We start from the raw sequence: 16,298 nt of genomic DNA on the forward strand, positions 1-16,298 counted from the left end.
CCCGGGTGGCGTCGCGGGCGGGCCGAAGGACCCGGCGGCGGCGGGACCTGGGTACCGTGCGATGGCCTGCCGGATGTCGCAGGATGGGAGCGGCAACCCCGCCCGCGACGCCACCCGGGTGCGGCACGATGGGCAGAGACGAAAGGTCGTGACGATGAGCCACGAGACGCCGGCGAGCGACCGGCCGCTGACCACCGCGCTCGCGGAGGCGGCGGCCATGGCCGGTCACGCCCCGTCGGTGCACAACACCCAACCGTGGCGGTGGCGGGTGCTGCCCGACGCGCTGGAGCTGCACGCGGTCCCCGACCGCCGGCTCACCGCGACCGACCCGGACGGGCGGCTGCTGTCGATCAGCTGCGGCACGGCGCTGCACCACGCCCGGCTGGCGCTGGCCGCCGAGGGCTGGATGGCGATGGTGGAGCGGCTGCCCGACCCGGACGACGCCCAGCTGCTGGCCCGGCTGACCGGCTTCTCCCGCACCGGCGCCGACCCGGACGCGATGCACATGGTGCAGTGCATGCAGGTGCGGCACACCGACCGGCGTCCGGTCAGCGACGAGCCGGTGCCCACGGCCGCGCTCGGGCAGATCAGCTCGGCGGTCGCCGCCGAGGGTTGCCGGTTGCAGATCCTCGACTCCGACCAGGTGATGGAGCTGGCCGCCGCGGCCGGGCACGCCGCCACGGTCGAGGCTGAGGACCCGCAGCTGCGCGAGGAGCTGGACTACTGGACCAGCCGGGCCGGCACCGGCACCGGGCTGCCCCCGGAGGTGCTGCCCGAGCAGCCGCCGCAGACCACCGTGCCGGGCCGGGACTTCGGCCGCCCCGGCAGCCTGCCGGTCGGCCCGGGCCACGACCGGGCGGCGGTGTACGCGCTGCTCTACGGCGACGAGGACGAGCGGGACAGCTGGCTGCGCGCCGGCGAGGCGCTCTCCGCGGCGTGGCTGACCGCCACCCGGCAGGGCGTGTCGGTGGTGCCGCTGAGCGGGGTGGTGGAGGTGGAGCGCACCCGGCAGACGCTGCGCCGGCTGCTGGCCGGGCTCGGCCACCCGTACATCGTGCTGCGCCTGGGGATCGCGGACCCGGCGCACGCCGGGCCGCCGCACACCCCGCGGCTGCCGGTGGAGCAGGTGGTGGACACCTCGGCGGTACGCGGCGGGCAGGGCTGACGCGCTCGTGCCGGCGGCCGGCCGGCCGTTAAGATCGGCCGATGGCCGCCAACGCACCGAACCCCCGGCCGGAACTCCCGGCGACGCCCTCGCTCGGGTTGAGCCCGCTGTCCCGGGTCCACCTCGACGAGCTGCTGCAGGAGATGCTCGACCGGGTCGGCGAGGTGGTCACCAGCCGCGAGCGGCTGCGGGCGCTGCTGGACGCGGTGGTCGGCATCGGCACCGACCTGGATCTGCGCAGCACCCTGCAGCGGATCGTCGAGGCGGCGTGCGAGCTGGCCGGCGCCCGCTACGGCGCGCTCGGCGTGATCGGCGCCGACCGGATGCTGCACGACTTCATCACCTACGGCATCGACGCCGAGCTGCACGCCAAGATCGGTGACCTGCCGCACGGGCGGGGCGTGCTCGGCCTGCTCATCGACGACCCCCGACCGGTGCGGATGCCGGACATCACCCAGCACCCCAACTCGTACGGCTTCCCGCCGCACCACCCGCCGATGCACAGCTTCCTCGGCGTGCCGGTGCGCATCCGCGACCAGGTCTTCGGCAACCTCTACCTGGCCGAGAAACAGGGCGCCGCCGAGTTCACCGACGACGACGAGGAGATCGTGGTCGCGCTGGCCGCCGCGGCCGGCGTGGCGATCGAGAACGCCCGCCTGTACGCCCTGGCCCACCAGCGGGAGCGCTGGCTCGCCGCGACCGCCGAGATCACCTCGGTGCTGCTCGGCGAGGTGCGCCGCACCGACGCGCTGGCGCTGGTGGCCCGCCGGGCCCGCGAGGTGGCCGAGGCCGAGCTGGCGCTGGTGCTGCTCTACGACCCCGAGGCCGGCCAGTTCACCGTCGAGGTCGTCGACGGGGCCGGTGACCAGGCTGCGGCGCTGGTCGGCGCCGCACTGCCGGCCGCCGAGACCAGCTTCGCCGCGGCCGTCGCCGAGGGCCGGCACGACGTGGTCGACAACCTCGCGCACGCCGCGCCCTGGCCGGCGCTGCTGCACACCGGGCCGGCGGTGGTCTCCCCGCTGGCCACCGCGGACACCCTGCACGGCGTGCTGGTGATCGCGCACCGGCCCGACCACCTGCCGTCCAGCATCGACGACCAGGCGCTCGCCCAGCTCGGCAGCTTCGCCGGGCAGGCGGCACTGGCCATGGAGCGGGCCCGGGGCCAGGAGGAGCGGGAGCTGCTGGTCGTCCTGGAGGACCGCGAGCGGATCGCCCGGGACCTGCACGACGTGGTCATCCAGCGGCTCTTCGCCACCGGTCTGCAACTGCAGAGCGCCGCCCCGATCGCGGCGAAGCCGGAGATCGCCAAGCGGATCAACGCGGCGGTCGACGACCTGGACGCCACCATCAAGGACATCCGCCGCACCATCTTCGAGCTGCGCACGCCGATGAGCGCGGCGCTGCGCACCGAGATCCGGGAGGCGGTCGAGGTGGCCGCCGAGTCCCTCGGTTACCGGCCCAGCCTGGAGCTGGCCGGCCCGATCGACAGCGCCGTGCCGGACGCGGTCCGCCCCGACCTCACCGCCGTGCTGCGGGAGGCGCTGTCCAACGCGGTACGCCACGCCCAGGCCGACCGGGTGGCGGTCGCCGTCCGGGTCGACGCCGGGCAGGTGTCGGTCACCGTCACCGACGACGGGGTGGGCTGCGACCCGGCCGCCGCCCGGGGCGGGCTGGTCAATCTGCGCGAACGCGCGGAACGGCACGGCGGCGTGTTCGAGGTGCGCCCGGCCAGCCCGCGCGGCACCGAACTGCACTGGTCAGTCCCACTGCGCGACTGACCTCCCACCCCACCTCCTCAGCGGTCGTACGGAGAACGGGTGGCCTCCGGGCGCGACGAGGCCACTCGTTCCCCGAAAGGGCGCGCCGGGGTCGGCGGGCGGGGAGGGCGGTGGTGGGTCAGTGGGTGGTCTTGCCGAGCAGGCGGGTGGCCAGGACGGCGGCCTGCGTACGGCGCTCCAGGCCCAGCTTGGCCAGCACGCTGGAGACGTAGTTCTTGACCGTCTTCTCGGCCAGGAACATCTTGCCGGCGATCTCCCGGTTGGTGAGCCCCTCGGCCACGTACTCCAGGATCCGCCGCTCCTGGTCGGTGAGGTCCTTCAGCTCCCGGGGCTGCTCGACGCCGCTGCGGATCCGCTCCAGCACCCGGGTGGTGATCGCCGGGTCGAGCAGCGACTGCCCGGCCGCCACCCGGCGCACCGCGTCGACCAGGTCGGTGCCGCGGATCTGCTTGAGCACGTAGCCGGCCGCGCCGGCCATGATCGCCGCGAACAGCGCCTCGTCATCCTCGTACGAGGTGAGGATCAGACCTTTGATCGAGGAGTCCACGGCCCGGACGTCGCGGCACACGTCGATGCCGTTGCCGTCGGGCAGCCGGGCGTCGAGGATGGCCACGTCCGGCCGCAGCGCCGGGATCCGCCGCGCCGCCTCCTGGGCGGAGCCGGACTCGCCGACCACTTCGATGTCACCGCTGCTGGTCAGCAGGTCGGCAAGGCCACGACGGACGACCTCGTGGTCGTCGAGGAGGAACACCCGGATCATTCCTCGTTTCTACCCGCTGCCGGGCGGATCGGCACGGGCCGAAGGTCCCGAACCGCCGTGACCTGCGGCCGAACGGACAGCCGACGCCACGGCTGACCGACCCGGGAGGAACGGGCACGGCCGCACCGGAGGGGGCGGTGCGTGCCGCCGGAGGCGGGTGACTGGAGCTGGCCCGGTGCGCTGGTCACCAGGCCGTTGACCTGCGGCGGGGGGCGGTCGGGCCCGGGCGGACGGGACGTCCGGCCCTGTCCGGCCGGTGCCGGCCGGGGCACGGTGGAGAGGAACCCGGCGAGTGCCGAAGGAGCCGAAGATGGACGCCGCCTACACCATCGAGCAGCTACGCGACGCCGTGACCGACGCGGTACGGGCGCCGTCGCTGCACAACACCCAGCCGTGGCGGTTCCGCCTGCGCGACGGCGGCATCGAGGTGCTCGTCGACGCGTCCCGGCGGCTGCCGGCCACCGACCCGAGCGGCTGGGGCGTCCGGATCGCCTGCGGGGCGGCCCTGTTCAACCTGCGGCTCGCGCTGGCCGTTGCGGGCACCCCGGCACGGGTGCGGCTGCGCCCCTACCCGGCCGAACCGGACGTGGTGGCCCGGCTGGTGCCCGACCTGCCCCGCCGACCCACCCCGACGGAGCAGAGCCTGCACGCCGCCATCCCCCGCCGGTTCAGCAACCGGGCGCCGTTCTGGCCGGACCCGGTGCCGGCCGACGCCCGGTGGCGGCTCGCCGAGGCGGCCCGGGCCGAGCTGTGCTGGCTGGAGCTGCTGATCGGGGTCAGCGCGGTGAACGCCTTCGCCGAGATCGCCCGCAGCGCCCACCGGGTGCTCGAACGGGACCCCGCCTACCGGGCGGAACGCACCGACTGGGTGCGCACCGAGCCCGCACCGGACGGGGTGCCGGCGGCCGCCGGTGGCCCGCAGAGCGAGCCGCAGGACCTGCTGCCGTCCCGGGGCTTCGGCGGGCTGGACCGGGCCCCGGGGCGCGACTTCGAACCGGAGCCGCTGGTCGCCGTGCTGGGCTCGGCCGGCAACACGGCGGTGGACCAGGTGGTCGCCGGGCAGGCGTTGCAGCGGGTGCTGCTCACCGCGACCGACTCCGGGCTGTCGGCGTCGATGCTGTCGCAGCCGATCGAGGTGCCGGGGGCCCGGGAGCAGCTGCGGCTCTCGCTGGGCCGGTTCGGCACCCCGCAGATGGTGCTGCGGATCGGCTACGGCCAGCCGGGGTCGCCGACCCCCCGCCGCGACGTTGACGAGGTGCTGGAACTGCCGGTCGGCCAGTGACCCGGCCCGCCGGGCCGCCCCCGAACGGGACCGGCCCGCCCCGGCCTGGCCAGGGCCGGGGCGCCGGGCCAGCCGGCCCGCCGGTCAGGCCGGGGCGAGGCCGGCCAGCAGCGCCGACTCCCGGGCCGGGTCGAGCCCCACCTTCGCCCGCTGCGGCCGCCCGGCCCGCGGCGGCACGGTGCCGACCTGGCGCAGCCAGCGCCAGGTGTCGGCGACCGTCTCGGCCACCGGGCGGCAGGTCAGCCCCGCCGCGTACGCCCGGCTGACGTCGCGCTCCTGCAACCAGCGGTACTCGTGCCCGAGCGGAATCCAGATCGGCAGGTCGTTCCAGGGCACCACCCCGGCGGCCAGGATCGGTTCCGGGTCGACCCAGCGCAGCCGGGCGTCCGCCCCGGTGGCCGCGACGCAGGCGTCGAGCAGCTCACCCACGGTGGCGTGCCCGGTGCGGCTGACCACGTTGAACGTCCCGCCGAGCCGGTCGGCGCCCCGGTCGAGCAGCCAGCCGGCCAGGTCCCGCGCGTCGACGTACTGCAGGGGCAGGTCGGCCGGGCCGGGTGCGAGCACCTCCCCGCCCCGGGCGATCCGCTCCAGCCACCACGGCAGCCGGCCGATGTCCTCCCCCGGGCCGAGGATCAGCCCGGCCCGGGCGATCAGCGCGGTGTCGCCGTACACCTGCCGCACGGCCCGCTCGGCGCCCGCCTTGAGCTGCGGGTAGTCGCCGTCGGTGGCGTCCGGCTCGGCGTCCACCACGGGCGCGTCCTCGGCCGAGCCCGGTTGCACCGGTTCGGCGTAGACCGACCCGCTGGAGACGTAGACGTACTGCCCGACCCGGCCGTGCAGCGCCCGCGCCGCCGTCCCCGCCGCCCGCGGCGCGCCGTCCCAGGTGTCCACCACCACGTCCCACTCGCCGCCGGCCAGCGCGGCCAGCCCGCCGGGCGCGGTCCGGTCACCCCGCAGCCGGTGTACGCCGGCCGGCGTGCTCCCGGAAACGCCCCGGTTGAACAGCGTCACCGACCAGCCCCGGCGGACCGCCTCGGCCACCGTCGCGCCGCCCACGAATCCCGTACCACCCAGCACCAGCAGTCTCATGGACCCCACTGTGCCGCCTCGCGGTGGCGCCCCGGCCCGATGTTCACGGTGAGCGGATCTGCTGATGGCAGAAGCGGCCCCTCCTGCCGCCGGCCTCCTCCCGTGGCAGGAGGCGCGGCCGGTGGCAGGAGCCCGGTCCGGCCGGACGGCAGGAGGTGCCGACCGCCCGCGACGACGACCGTCGAGGCATGACCACTTCACTGCGTACCGCCTGGCGGGGCAGCCCCGCCCTCACCCTCCTCGCCGCCCTGATGGGTGGCCTGCTGCTGGTCAGCGCCGTCGGCCTGGTCGTCGACGACCGTACGCTCGGCGGGCAGCCGATCTGGCTGAAGCCGGCGAAGTTCGCCGCCTCCTTCGTCCTCTACGGACTGACCCTGGCCTGGCTGATGGCGCACCTGCGGCGCGGCCGGCGGATCGCCCGCTGGACCTCGTACGCCGTCGTCGCCACCGCCATCCTGGAGGTCGGCATCATCGTCGCCCAGGCCGCCCGCGGCCGGGCCAGCCACTTCAACGAGGCCACCCCACTGGACCAGACGTTGTGGCAGGCCATGGGTGGCCTGATCAGCGTGCTGTGGCTGGGCACCGCGGTGCTGACCGTCCTGCTCTGGCGGGACGGCATGCCGGACCGGGCCGGCACCTGGGCGGTGCGGCTCGGCATGGTGGTGCTGCTGGTCGGCCTGCTGCAGGGGCTCACCATGACGGTGCCGACCGAGGCCCAACTCGCCCTCGACGAGCGGGGACTGGGCACCACGATGGGCGCGCACGCGGTGGGGGTGCCCGACGGCGGGCCGGGCATGCCGCTGACCGGGTGGAGCACCACCGGCGGCGACCTGCGGATCGGGCACTTCGTCGGCATCCACGGCCTGCAGGCGTTGCTGCTGTTCGCGATGCTGCTGTCCGGGCTGGTCGGCGACGTGGCCCGGCGGACCCGCCTGGTCGTCGTCTTCGCGTTCGCCTGGACCGGGCTGCTGGTGCTGGTGACCTGGCAGGCGCTGCGCGGCCAGCCGCTCACCGCCCCGGACGCCGCCACGCTCGCCGCGTTCGCGGTGCTGGTGCTGGCCACGGCCGCCGGTACGGCGGCGGCCTGGCTGCTACCCACGCGTTCCGCGGCGCTACTGCCCGCCCGGACCGCCGCATAGGATGCCGGCATGCTCTGGGTGGAGCGGCTGTTCGAGGAGCGGTACACCGCGATCCGGCTCACCCTGGTGAGCCTGACCGGGGTCGGCTACCTCCTCCTGACCCCGGCCGGCAGCACCATGAGCCCGCTCGACCGGGGGCTCGCGGTCGGCGTCCTGCTCTTCGGCTACCTCGGGATCTGGTCCCCGTTCATTGTCGTCTGTGGCGTGTCCGTCGCGTTCGCGGTGGGTTACCTGTTCGGCGCGGACAACGACGCCGTCCCCTCGGTCGCGCTGGCCTGGGCGATGTTCGAGCTGGGCGCCCGCCGCTCCGGCTGGCAGGTGTGGACCGGCCTGGTGGTCGGCGTCACCGGCAGCATGCTCTCCGACTACGACGAGCTGATCGACGTGGCGCTCACCGTCCTCTACGCCGCCGCCGCCGCGGTGGTGGCGCCGCTGCTGCTCGGCCTGCACGTCCGTGCGCTCGGCGAGCTGAACCGGCAGGCCGCCGACCGCGCCCGGCAGGAGGTGTCCCGGGTCCGCGCCGAGGAACGCACCGCCATCGCCCGGGAGCTGCACGACCTGGTGGCGCATCACGTGGCCTCGATCGTGCTCCGGGTCGCGGTGGCCCGCAACGTGCTGCCGCTGGACGATCCCCGGGTCCGGCAGGTCCTCGACGACGTGCACGCGACCGGCTCCGGGGCGCTGACCGACCTGCGCCGGCTGGTGGCCGTGCTGCGCGATCCCGGCTCGGCCCGGGAGGTCACCTTCGTCGACCCGGAGGGCCTGCCGGTGGCCCTGCGTACCGCGGTGGACCGCAGCCACCGGATCGGCCTGCAGGTGCAGGCGGACATCGACCCGGACGTGGTCCGGCTGGATTCCCGCACCGCGCTGGCCGTGCTTCGGCTGACCCAGGAAGGGCTGGCCAACGTGGCCAAGCACGCCGGCCCGGCAGCCCGGGCCCGACTGTCGATCCAGGTCGACGACGACCGGGTGGAGTTCGAGCTGCGCGACTGCGGCGGCCCGGCCGGCTCGGCGCCCGGCGGACCGGCCGGGCACGGGCTGGTCGGCCTGCGGGAACGGGTCGAGGTCCTCGGCGGCCGGCTCGACGCCGGCCCGGCGGGCACCGGCTGGCGGCTGAGTGCACGGGTGCCCACGGGGGTGGCCGCGTGATCCGGGTGCTGCTCGTCGACGACCAGCAACTGGTCCGCGCCGGCCTGCGGATGCTGTGCGGCTCGGTGCCGGACATGGAGGTGGTCGGCGAGGCCGCCGACGGGGCCGCCGCGGTTCGGCTCGCCGAGCAGCTGCGCCCGGACGTGGTGCTGATGGACCTGCGGATGCCCGGCGTCGACGGCACCACGGCCACCGCCCGGATCCTGGCGAGCCGGCCGGCCACCCGGGTGGTGGTGCTGACCACCTTCGACGACGACGACCACCTGTACCCGGCGCTGGCCGCGGGCGCCTGCGGCTTCCTGGTCAAGGACACCAGCCCGGCCGAGCTGCTGGACGGGGTGCGGCGGGCGGCCGCCGGGGACAGCCCGTTCAGCCAGGCCGTGCTGCGCCGCCTGGTCGAGCAGGCGGTGCACACCCAGGCCAACCGGGCCCCGGTGGCGGCGCCGGCGGGGGTCACCGAGCGCGAGCGCGACGTGCTCGCCCTGGTCGGACAGGGGTTGTCCAACCCGGAGATCGCCGCCCGGCTGCACCTCGGCGTCACCACCGTGAAGACCCACGTGGCGAACCTGATGACCAAGACCGGCAGCGCCAACCGGGTGCAGCTGGCCGTCTACGCCGCGACCGGCGCGGACCGCCGGTGAGCCGGCCGCGACCGGCGGCCGGCGCGTGGGTCAGCGGACGACCTTGAGGTTGAACATCGGGGTGTCCAGCGCGCCCATCAGGCGCAGCCAGAGCGGCAGCACCATCTCGGTGCCGCGGGCGGTGGTGATGTCACCGAGGTCGATGACGTCGGTGTGGCCGAAGGACGTCAGGATGCCGGTGACCGTCTTCTTGGCGTCGGCGTCGTTGCCGGACACGAAGACCGAGTGGTCGCCGTCGGCGAGGGCCTTCGGCTCGACCATCAGCGCCGCGGTGAGCGTGTTGAGGGCCTTGACCACGCGCAGCTGCGGGAAGGCGGCCTGGATCTGCTCGCCGAGGCTGTCGGTGTCCTTGACGAACAGGGTGGGCGGGAACCCGTTGCCGAAGTCCAGCGGGTTGGCGATGTCGATGAGGATCTTGTCAGCCAGGTTGTCGGCACCGGCGGCCCGCAGCGCCGCGATCGACACCGCCCCGGAGGTCGCGTTGACCAGCAGCTCGGCACCGGCTGCCGCGTCGGCGAAGGAGGCGAGCCGGACCTGCGGGTGGTCGGCGGCCCACGCGGCGTAGGGCGGGTTGCCCATCCCGTCCGGGGTGGTCGTGGCCATCGTCGCGGCGACGTCGCGGGTGCCGACGGTGACCTCGTGGCCCAGTTCCGCGAGGCGGCCGGCCAGCGCCTGACCGACCATTCCGGTGCCGAGAACCGCGATCTTCATGGTGCTGCTCCCTCGTGAGTTCCTGATGTGGCCGCCCGCGGCAGATGCCCGCCCGGGGCCACCAAGCTAACAGACAGGTCTGTCTGCTGCTAGTGCGCGGCCCATGTTTGGTGGAGGACAGCCCCGACGAGGTCTGGACAGACTTGTCTGTACCATTGGTCTGCCTGGCCAGTGGAGGGGTACGGATGACGAAGCCAGCACAGCCCGCGCGCGAGCGGATCCTCGACACGGCGTTCCGGCTGTTCTACGCCCACGGGCCCCGCGGCGTCGGCGTCGACACCGTCATCGCCGAGTCCGGCGTGGCCAAGGCGACCCTGTACAAGCACTTCGCCCGCAAGGACGACCTCGTCCTGGCGTACCTGGACAAGGTCGACCAGACCTGGTTCGGGCAGCTCCGCGCCGCGGCCCGCGCGGCTGGCGACGACCCACGCGACCAGCTGGTCGGCATGTACGACGCCCTCGCGTCGGCGTGCCGGCGCGAGGGCTACCACGGCTGCGCGTTCATCAACACCGCCGCCGAGAGCGAGGCCGGCAGCGACGTGCACGCCCGCACCGTCGAGCACAAACGGGTGGTGCTGGCCTGGGTGACCGACCTGGCCCGCCGGGCCGGCGCCGCCGACCCGGCACGGCTGGCCCGCCAGCTGACCCTGCTGCTCGACGGCGGGCTGTCCGCCGGCGTGCTCGACGCGGATCCGGCCACCCCCGACACCGCGAAGGCCGCCGCCCGCGTGCTGGTCGACGCCGCCTGCCGCTGACCCTGCAGCTCACGCTGGGCGCCAGCGCCTGCCGCGCCCCGGGGCGCCGCTCATCCGGCGGGAACCCTCGTCAGAAGGCGTAGCCGCCAGCGCAGACCAGGACTTCGCCGGTGATGTAGTCGGCTTCGGGCGTGCACAGCAGATAGGCGGCGCCGGCGGCTTCGTCGACCGTGCCGGGCCGGCCGAGGGGGATCGCCCGACCGAGGCCGGCGGCGATGTCGTGATTGATGCCGACGGTGAGCTGGCGGCCATTGATGGCGATGTGGCCGGGGCCGGTCGGATCGGTCAGCCGGGTACTGATGACGCCGTAGGCGACGGCGTTGACGTTGACGGCGTACCGGCCCCACTCCTTGGCGAGGGTCTTGGTCAAGCCGACGATGCCGGCCTTGGCGGCGGCGTAGTTGGCCTGGCCGGGGTTGCCCGCCAGGCCGGAGATCGACGACACGTTGACGACCTTGCGGTGACGCACCGTTCCGGCGGCCCGCTCTGCTTCGGAGAGCCGCTTCCACACGGGTTGCACGGCGCGAAGCAGCCGGAACGGTGCGGTCAGGTGCACGTCGAGGATCGCCGCCCACTGCTCGTCGGTGGTCTTCTGGATGACGGCGTCCCAGGTGTAGCCAGCGTTGTTGACGATGATGTCCAGCCCACCAAGGTCGCCGACCGCGGTGTCCACGAGCTGCGCGGCAAGCTCGGAGGCGGTGACGCTGCCGACCACGGCGGCCACCTGCCCGCCGGCCTTCTCGATGAGGGCGACCGTTTCGGCGGCGGGTTCTGCATCGAGGTCGTTGACGACGATCCGGGCACCGTGGCTGGCGAGTTTGACGGCGATGGCTTGGCCGATCCCGCGGCCGGCACCGGTGACGATGGCGACGCGGTCCTTCAGGTTCACTGCGCTCGCTCCAGGAGGGTGACGACGCAGGCGCCGCCGAGGCCGATGTTGTGGGCCAGCCCCAGCCGGGCACCCTCGACCTGGCGGGGCCCGGCGGTGCCACGCAGCTGCCAGGTCAGCTCGGCGATCTGGGCGAGACCGGTGGCGCCGAGTGGGTGGCCCTTGGCCAGCAGCCCCCCGGAGGGATTGACGACGACCCGGCCGCCGTAGGTGTTGTCCGCGTCGGCGACGAGCTTCTCGGCGGTCCCCTCGGGTGTGAGGTCGAGGGCGTCGTAGCTGATGAGTTCGTTCGCGGTGAAGCAGTCGTGCAGTTCGACGACGGGGATGTCGGCTGGGTCGACACCGGAGGCCTGATACACCTCGGCGGCGGCCCGGCGGGTCATGTCGTAGCCGACCAGGCGCATCATGTCGGTGCCGTCGTCGAACGTGCCAGGTAGGTCGGTGACCAGCGACTGGGCGCGAATGGTGATGGTCGTGGGCAGGCCGTGTGCGGTGGCGAAGTCGCCACTGCACAGGACCGCGGCGGCGGCGCCGCTGGTCGGCGGGCAGCACTGCAGCCGGGTCAGCGGCCCGTAAACCGCCGGGGAGGCGAGGACCTCCTCGACGGTGATCGGGTCGCGGAAGACCGAGTTGGGATTCGCGGCGGCGTGGCGGCGGGCCTTGACCGCGATCGCCGCGAACGTCTCGGGGCGGGTGCCGTGCCGGCGGGCGTACTCGGCGCCCGCACCGCCGAAGTACGCGTGCGCGAACGGCACCCCGCTGTCGTCCTGGAGGAGCGCACGGGCGGCGTCGCCGCGAGCTAGCGGGCTGCCACGGTCGGGGAAGGCCATCCCGAGCGCCCCGGGCGTCATCTCCTCGAACCCGACCACGAGGACGCAGTCGGCCACGCCACTGGCGACGGCCTGTCTCGCCAGCCACAGCGCGGACGAACCGGTGGCGCAGTTGTTGTTGACGTTGACGATCGGAATGCCGGTCGTCCCGAGGCCGTACAGGGCGGCCTGCCCGCAGGTGGAGTCGCCGTACACGTAGCCGGCGTACGCCTGCTGCACCAGCGGGTAGTCGATGCCCGCGTCGGCGAGGGCGGCGCGGGCGGCCTGGGCGCCCATCAGCTGGTACGGCAGGCTCTGCGATGGTCTCCGGAACGGGATCATGCCCACCCCGGCGACGTACACCCGTCTCACGACAGCCGTCCGATGTGGTCGGCGACAACGGTGGCGCCCTTGGCCGACAGCAGGACGGTGTAGTGGTTGACGTCGGCGACCCGCTCGACCGTGACCCGGGTGCGGTCCACGCCGGCGGCGTCGAGCCGGGCGTCGTCGTACAGGCCCCGGGGTTCGTCGAGGATGCCGCGCTCGCACCACAGCAGCGTGGTCGGGCAGCCGACGCGGTGGATGGCCGTGGTGGTCTGCTCGTCGAGGAGCGTGTCGGTGGCATCCCGGCGGACCGCGTCCAGGTCGCATGAGGAGCCCAGCGTGGGCGGGTGGCCGACCAGGTCGCGCAGCGCGTACGCCTCGATGACCGGTGACCAGTCCGCCGACAGTGCGGGGTGGGCGCGCCAGAAGTCGAGGTAGGCCTGCGGGTCGGGGAAGGTCATCTGCAGCCGGCGCATGGCCGGGCCGATCACGGCCGCCAGGGTGGCGTCGATGTCGGCGCCCTCCGGCACCTGGAGGGTGACCCCGCCGTCGACGAGCAGCAGCGACGTGATCCGGTCCGGGTGGCGGACGGCAGCGACGGCGGCGACGAAACCGCCCATCGAGTGCCCGGCGATCGATACCCGGTCGAGGTTGAGGTGATCGGCGATGGCGACGAGGTCGTCGGCGTGCTGGACGAGCCCGTACGGACCGGGCAGGCCGGCGCTGCCGGCGCGGCCGCGCAGGTCGGCGGCGATCAGGGTGGCCCGCCCGGCCAGCGCGTCGGCGACCGCCGCCCAGGAGAGCGCGTTGGCGGTGATCCCGTGCGCCGCGAGGACGGCGGGCGCGTTGTCGTGGGCGGCCGGCCACCGGCAGACCCGCAGGTGGCCGCCGGCGACCGGTACGTCGAACTCCGTGTACGACATGGCGAGCGCTCCTTACTGCTTCATGGCGACGGCCGGCGGGGCGGTCTGGTCGGCGGTCAGGATGCGCACGACCGTCGGAGTCAGGGCGCCGCCGTCGCCGGCCAGCCGGGCGTGGAACATCGGCTGGAGCATGGCGTGGTCGGCGGCGCGGATGCTCTGGCGCCCCTTCGGGGCGTCGAAGCTCCACCCCTCGAGCGCCGAGATCTGCTTCTCCACGTCGTCCGGGCTCGCCTGCACCGCGCGCACGAGCATCTGCGCGGCGACGAACCCGTCGGCGGTGAACAGGTCGACCTGGCCGCCACGGGCCTTGACCGCGGCGGCCATGGCCTGATTGACGGGATTGGTGGTGGCCTCGGCGAAGTAGTGCGCCGCGAGGGTGAGATCGGCCGCGACGACTTCCAGGGTCGGGTAGGAGGCGCGCAGGTCGAGGCCGGTGACCACGGTGGTGTCCTCGAGGGCGCCCTGCTGCTTGAGCGCCTGCCACATGGCCGGCGCGGTGGCGCCCGCCCAGGCGACCGACAGCAGGTCGGGATGGGCCGCCTTGGCCTGCGCGGCGAACGGGGTGAAGTCCGTCGCCGTGGGTGGCACGAGGACCGAGGTGACGGTGGCGCCGGGCAGGTTGGTCCTGGTGGCCGCCAGGTTGGCCTGACCGAAGGTGTTGTCCTGGGCGAAGACGAGGACCGTCTTGCCGGTGGTGTCACCGATCATGGCCCGGGTGGCGGCGATGTCCTGCATGGTCTGTCGGCCGGAGCGGAAGGTGTACCGGTTGACGCCGGTCACCGCGTCGGTGGCGGCCGAACCGGAGATGTTGAGCACCTTGTTCTGGGCGGCGATCGGGGCGACCTGGACGGCCACGCCGGAGGCGACCGCGCCACCGATGATGCGGGTGCCCTTGCCGATGAGGTCCTTGGCGGCGGAGACCGCCTTGGCCGGGTCGGCGGCGTCGTCGACCTCGGTGACCTCGATCTCGTGGCCGTCGACGGCGCCGGTGTCGCCGGTGGCGTAGGACAGGCCGGCGTGGAAACCGGCCAGCCACTGCTGCCCGTACGCGGCCAGGGGTCCGCTGGTGGTGACGATCAGGCCGACCTTCACCGGCCCCGACTCTCGGCTGGTGGCGGTGGTGGGGCTGGAGCAAGCGCCGGCCAGCAGCGCGGCGGCGGCCGCGGCGGCCGGAAGGGCGCGAGGTAGCGGTCTCATCGGGGCTCCTCAGGACGGGGTTTGGGGCGGCGGAAGGCGGCCTCGCGGAACCCGCGTAGCCGTGGGGCGAGGCGGTTCTTGAGTTCGATGCGTTTGGCCTTGCCGGTGACGGTGTAGGGCACGTCGTCGCCGAAGATGACGACCTTGGGCTGGTGGGCGAAGTCCAGTCGCGCCGCGCAGTGGTCGAGGACGTCCTGTTCGGTGAGCGGGCCGTCGGGGACGACGTAGGCGGCGATCTCCTCGCCGTAGACCCGGTGCTCGAAGGGCACCGCGAGGGCGAACGTGATCTTCGGGTGGGCGCGCAGCACCTCGTCGATCTCGAAAGGTGAGATGTTGTGCCCGCCGCGGATGATGAGTTCCTTCATCCGGCCGGTGATGAAGAAGGCCGGTCGGCCGCCGGGCCCGGGGCGCCAGAAGCCCTCGTCACCGGTGTGGAACCAGCCGCCGCGGAAGGCGTCGGCGGTGGCGTCGGGACGGCCGGCGTACCCGGTCATGACGATGGCGCCGCGCACGGCGAGCTCGCCGCGGACCTCCGCCGGCGCGGGTTCGCCGGTGGCCGGGTGCAGCACGGCCATCTCGGTGTGCGGCACCGGGCAGCCGATGCTGGGGAACCCGAAGTCGGCGTGCCAGTGGCGGCGCTCGTCGCCGTCCAAGGCGGGCATGGCGCAGGCCACGCAGGTGGTCTCGGACAGGCCATAGATGTGCCGGATGCGGACCCCGCAACGCTTCTCGAAACCGAGGGCAGTCTCCACCAGCAGCGGGCCCGCGCCGCACAGCACCTCGAGGAAGTGATCGGGGGCCCGGCCGCCCTGGGCGAGGAGGAACTCCAGCAGCGTGGGCACCAGGCTCGCGGTGGTGGCGCGTTCGTTGCCCACGTCGCGCCAGAACGTGTCGGTGCGGAACCGGTCGACCAGCACCGTCGAGGAACCCGTGAACCAGGGCAGCAGGCTGGAGATGACCAGCGCGTTGGCGTGGTGCACGGGCAGGACCGTGTACACCCGTGTCGTCGCGTCCCAGCCGAAGGTGGCCGCGAGCGCGTCCAGGTCCGTCAGCAGGTTACCGACGGTGGTGATGATGCCTTTCGGGTCGCCGGTGGTGCCGCTGGTGTACAGCCGCAACGCCGGCACGTCCAGGCCGGTTGCCGGGTCGTCGATCGGCCGTCCGTCGTCGCTGGGCAGGTCACCGGTCGCCTCGCGCGGGGTGGAGGTCATCGTCGCGATGGCGGCGGCACGCTCGCCGTGCTCCGGGGCGTACACCAGCAGTCTCGCCTGCGAATCGCGGAGCACGTAGGCCTGCCGGTCGGCGGCCTCCTGCGCGTTCAGCGGGACGCAGCAGGCGCCGACCAGCCAGCAGGCGTAGGCCACAGCGAGGGCGTCGGCGGTGTTCCCGGCGAGGGTGGCCACCGCGTCGCCCTGCCTGACGCCGCGGTCGCGCAGCCAGGCGGCGGTCGCCTCGACCCGGCCCCGCCACCGCCCCACGGTCCACTCGCGCCGGGTGCCGCGGGCGTGGTGCAACTCGGTCAGGTAAGCCGCATCGCCGTCGCGACGACGCAGGAACTCGGCGAAACCGGCGAACGGGGGACGGAAATCGTCGACCGGTAGCCGAGGATCGGTGACGGGCCGGCGGTCGGCGACCGGGGTGGTGGGGCGGACGTCCATGCCCTCGAAACCTAGGAACGGTTCAGCCC

General features: G+C 74.1%; 15 protein-coding genes. 7 read left to right on the forward strand and 8 right to left on the reverse strand.

What is annotated here, in order from left to right:
* The first annotated feature begins 154 nt into the window (after positions 1 to 154).
* Together DLJ47_RS09080 and DLJ47_RS09085 are read left to right on the forward strand one after the other, a co-directional pair.
* The gene (locus DLJ47_RS09080; RefSeq protein ID WP_109899614.1) at positions 155 to 1,165 is read left to right on the forward strand and encodes an Acg family FMN-binding oxidoreductase; all 1,011 of its coding nucleotides are present in this window, start codon (positions 155 to 157) and stop codon (positions 1,163 to 1,165) included.
* 41 nt (positions 1,166 to 1,206) lie between these two features.
* Positions 1,207 to 2,943 carry a sensor histidine kinase gene (locus DLJ47_RS09085; protein WP_109899615.1) on the forward strand — a complete coding sequence of 579 codons (1,737 nt, stop codon included), beginning with the start codon at positions 1,207 to 1,209 and terminating at the stop codon, positions 2,941 to 2,943.
* Between the two features lie 118 nt (positions 2,944 to 3,061).
* Here the strand turns inward: DLJ47_RS09085 and DLJ47_RS09090 are convergent, their stop codons facing one another.
* Positions 3,062 to 3,703: a response regulator gene (locus DLJ47_RS09090; protein WP_088995228.1), complete on the reverse strand. Its 642-nt coding sequence runs from the start codon at positions 3,701 to 3,703 to the stop codon at positions 3,062 to 3,064.
* Positions 3,704 to 4,013: 310 nt separating this feature from the next.
* Between DLJ47_RS09090 and DLJ47_RS09095 the strand changes: the two genes are divergently transcribed.
* Positions 4,014 to 4,985: an Acg family FMN-binding oxidoreductase gene (locus tag DLJ47_RS09095; protein ID WP_109899648.1), complete on the forward strand. Its 972-nt coding sequence runs from the start codon at positions 4,014 to 4,016 to the stop codon at positions 4,983 to 4,985.
* Between the two features lie 84 nt (positions 4,986 to 5,069).
* On the opposite strand, the gene DLJ47_RS09100 is transcribed toward DLJ47_RS09095, so the two are convergent.
* Complete coding sequence (locus DLJ47_RS09100) at positions 5,070 to 6,074, reverse strand: NAD-dependent epimerase/dehydratase family protein (RefSeq protein WP_109899616.1); 1,005 nt, start codon at positions 6,072 to 6,074, stop codon at positions 5,070 to 5,072.
* A 188-nt stretch (positions 6,075 to 6,262) separates the two neighbouring features.
* On the opposite strand from DLJ47_RS09100, the gene DLJ47_RS09105 reads away from it, so the two are divergent.
* The 3 genes from DLJ47_RS09105 to DLJ47_RS09115 are packed head-to-tail and all read left to right on the forward strand — an operon-like array spanning position 6,263 to position 9,003.
* Complete coding sequence (locus DLJ47_RS09105) at positions 6,263 to 7,213, forward strand: hypothetical protein (RefSeq protein ID WP_109899617.1); 951 nt, start codon at positions 6,263 to 6,265, stop codon at positions 7,211 to 7,213.
* 9 nt (positions 7,214 to 7,222) lie between these two features.
* A complete protein-coding gene (locus DLJ47_RS09110) occupies positions 7,223 to 8,362 on the forward strand; it encodes a sensor histidine kinase (RefSeq protein ID WP_109899618.1) in 1,140 nt (379 codons plus the stop codon).
* A complete protein-coding gene (locus DLJ47_RS09115; RefSeq protein ID WP_109899619.1) occupies positions 8,359 to 9,003 on the forward strand; it encodes a response regulator in 645 nt (214 codons plus the stop codon). Before DLJ47_RS09110 ends, DLJ47_RS09115 begins: the two co-directional genes overlap by 4 nt.
* A 30-nt stretch (positions 9,004 to 9,033) precedes the next feature.
* Here DLJ47_RS09115 and DLJ47_RS09120 read toward each other — a convergent pair whose 3' ends face one another.
* Positions 9,034 to 9,714, reverse strand: coding sequence for an NADPH-dependent F420 reductase (locus tag DLJ47_RS09120; protein WP_109899620.1), 681 nt, complete (start codon positions 9,712 to 9,714; stop codon positions 9,034 to 9,036).
* A 185-nt stretch (positions 9,715 to 9,899) separates the two neighbouring features.
* Here DLJ47_RS09120 and DLJ47_RS09125 point away from each other — a divergent pair, with 185 nt between their 5' ends.
* Complete coding sequence (locus tag DLJ47_RS09125; RefSeq protein ID WP_109899621.1) at positions 9,900 to 10,469, forward strand: TetR/AcrR family transcriptional regulator; 570 nt, start codon at positions 9,900 to 9,902, stop codon at positions 10,467 to 10,469.
* Between the two features lie 70 nt (positions 10,470 to 10,539).
* On the opposite strand, the gene DLJ47_RS09130 is transcribed toward DLJ47_RS09125, so the two are convergent.
* From DLJ47_RS09130 to DLJ47_RS09150, 5 genes are read right to left on the reverse strand one after another with little or no spacing between them, the layout of a single operon-like run.
* A complete protein-coding gene (locus tag DLJ47_RS09130) occupies positions 10,540 to 11,358 on the reverse strand; it encodes an SDR family NAD(P)-dependent oxidoreductase (RefSeq protein WP_109899622.1) in 819 nt (272 codons plus the stop codon).
* Positions 11,355 to 12,539 (reverse strand): lipid-transfer protein, encoded by a 1,185-nt coding sequence (locus DLJ47_RS09135; RefSeq protein ID WP_109899623.1) that lies wholly within the window; start codon positions 12,537 to 12,539, stop codon positions 11,355 to 11,357. Before DLJ47_RS09135 ends, DLJ47_RS09130 begins: the two co-directional genes overlap by 4 nt.
* Positions 12,536 to 13,414, reverse strand: coding sequence for an alpha/beta hydrolase (locus DLJ47_RS09140; RefSeq protein WP_109899624.1), 879 nt, complete (start codon positions 13,412 to 13,414; stop codon positions 12,536 to 12,538). The genes DLJ47_RS09135 and DLJ47_RS09140 overlap by 4 nt, the downstream gene beginning before the upstream one ends.
* A 12-nt stretch (positions 13,415 to 13,426) precedes the next feature.
* The gene (locus DLJ47_RS09145) at positions 13,427 to 14,611 is read right to left on the reverse strand and encodes a substrate-binding domain-containing protein (RefSeq protein ID WP_109899625.1); all 1,185 of its coding nucleotides are present in this window, start codon (positions 14,609 to 14,611) and stop codon (positions 13,427 to 13,429) included.
* Positions 14,608 to 16,269, reverse strand: a complete 1,662-nt coding sequence (locus tag DLJ47_RS09150) for a class I adenylate-forming enzyme family protein (protein WP_109899626.1) — start codon at positions 16,267 to 16,269, stop codon at positions 14,608 to 14,610. The genes DLJ47_RS09145 and DLJ47_RS09150 overlap by 4 nt, the downstream gene beginning before the upstream one ends.
* Between the last annotated feature and the right edge of the window lie 29 nt (positions 16,270 to 16,298).

The sequence above is a fragment of the Micromonospora sp. S4605 genome (genome assembly GCF_003176715.1).
In the GTDB taxonomy this organism is placed as follows: domain Bacteria; phylum Actinomycetota; class Actinomycetes; order Mycobacteriales; family Micromonosporaceae; genus Micromonospora; species Micromonospora echinaurantiaca.

Excerpts from the sequence above, each read along its gene's own strand:
- DLJ47_RS09080 (WP_109899614.1), top strand. The coding sequence starts at position 155 with ATGAGCCACGAGACGCCGGCGAGCGACCGGCCGCTGACCACCGCGCTC.
- DLJ47_RS09085 (WP_109899615.1), top strand. The coding sequence starts at position 1,207 with ATGGCCGCCAACGCACCGAACCCCCGGCCGGAACTCCCGGCGACGCCC.
- DLJ47_RS09090 (WP_088995228.1), bottom strand. The coding sequence starts at position 3,703 with ATGATCCGGGTGTTCCTCCTCGACGACCACGAGGTCGTCCGTCGTGGC.
- DLJ47_RS09095 (WP_109899648.1), top strand. The coding sequence starts at position 4,014 with ATGGACGCCGCCTACACCATCGAGCAGCTACGCGACGCCGTGACCGAC.
- DLJ47_RS09100 (WP_109899616.1), bottom strand. The coding sequence starts at position 6,074 with ATGAGACTGCTGGTGCTGGGTGGTACGGGATTCGTGGGCGGCGCGACG.
- DLJ47_RS09105 (WP_109899617.1), top strand. The coding sequence starts at position 6,263 with ATGACCACTTCACTGCGTACCGCCTGGCGGGGCAGCCCCGCCCTCACC.
- DLJ47_RS09110 (WP_109899618.1), top strand. The coding sequence starts at position 7,223 with ATGCTCTGGGTGGAGCGGCTGTTCGAGGAGCGGTACACCGCGATCCGG.
- DLJ47_RS09120 (WP_109899620.1), bottom strand. The coding sequence starts at position 9,714 with ATGAAGATCGCGGTTCTCGGCACCGGAATGGTCGGTCAGGCGCTGGCC.
- DLJ47_RS09125 (WP_109899621.1), top strand. The coding sequence starts at position 9,900 with ATGACGAAGCCAGCACAGCCCGCGCGCGAGCGGATCCTCGACACGGCG.
- DLJ47_RS09140 (WP_109899624.1), bottom strand. The coding sequence starts at position 13,414 with ATGTCGTACACGGAGTTCGACGTACCGGTCGCCGGCGGCCACCTGCGG.
- DLJ47_RS09145 (WP_109899625.1), bottom strand. The coding sequence starts at position 14,611 with ATGAGACCGCTACCTCGCGCCCTTCCGGCCGCCGCGGCCGCCGCCGCG.
- DLJ47_RS09150 (WP_109899626.1), bottom strand. The coding sequence starts at position 16,269 with ATGGACGTCCGCCCCACCACCCCGGTCGCCGACCGCCGGCCCGTCACC.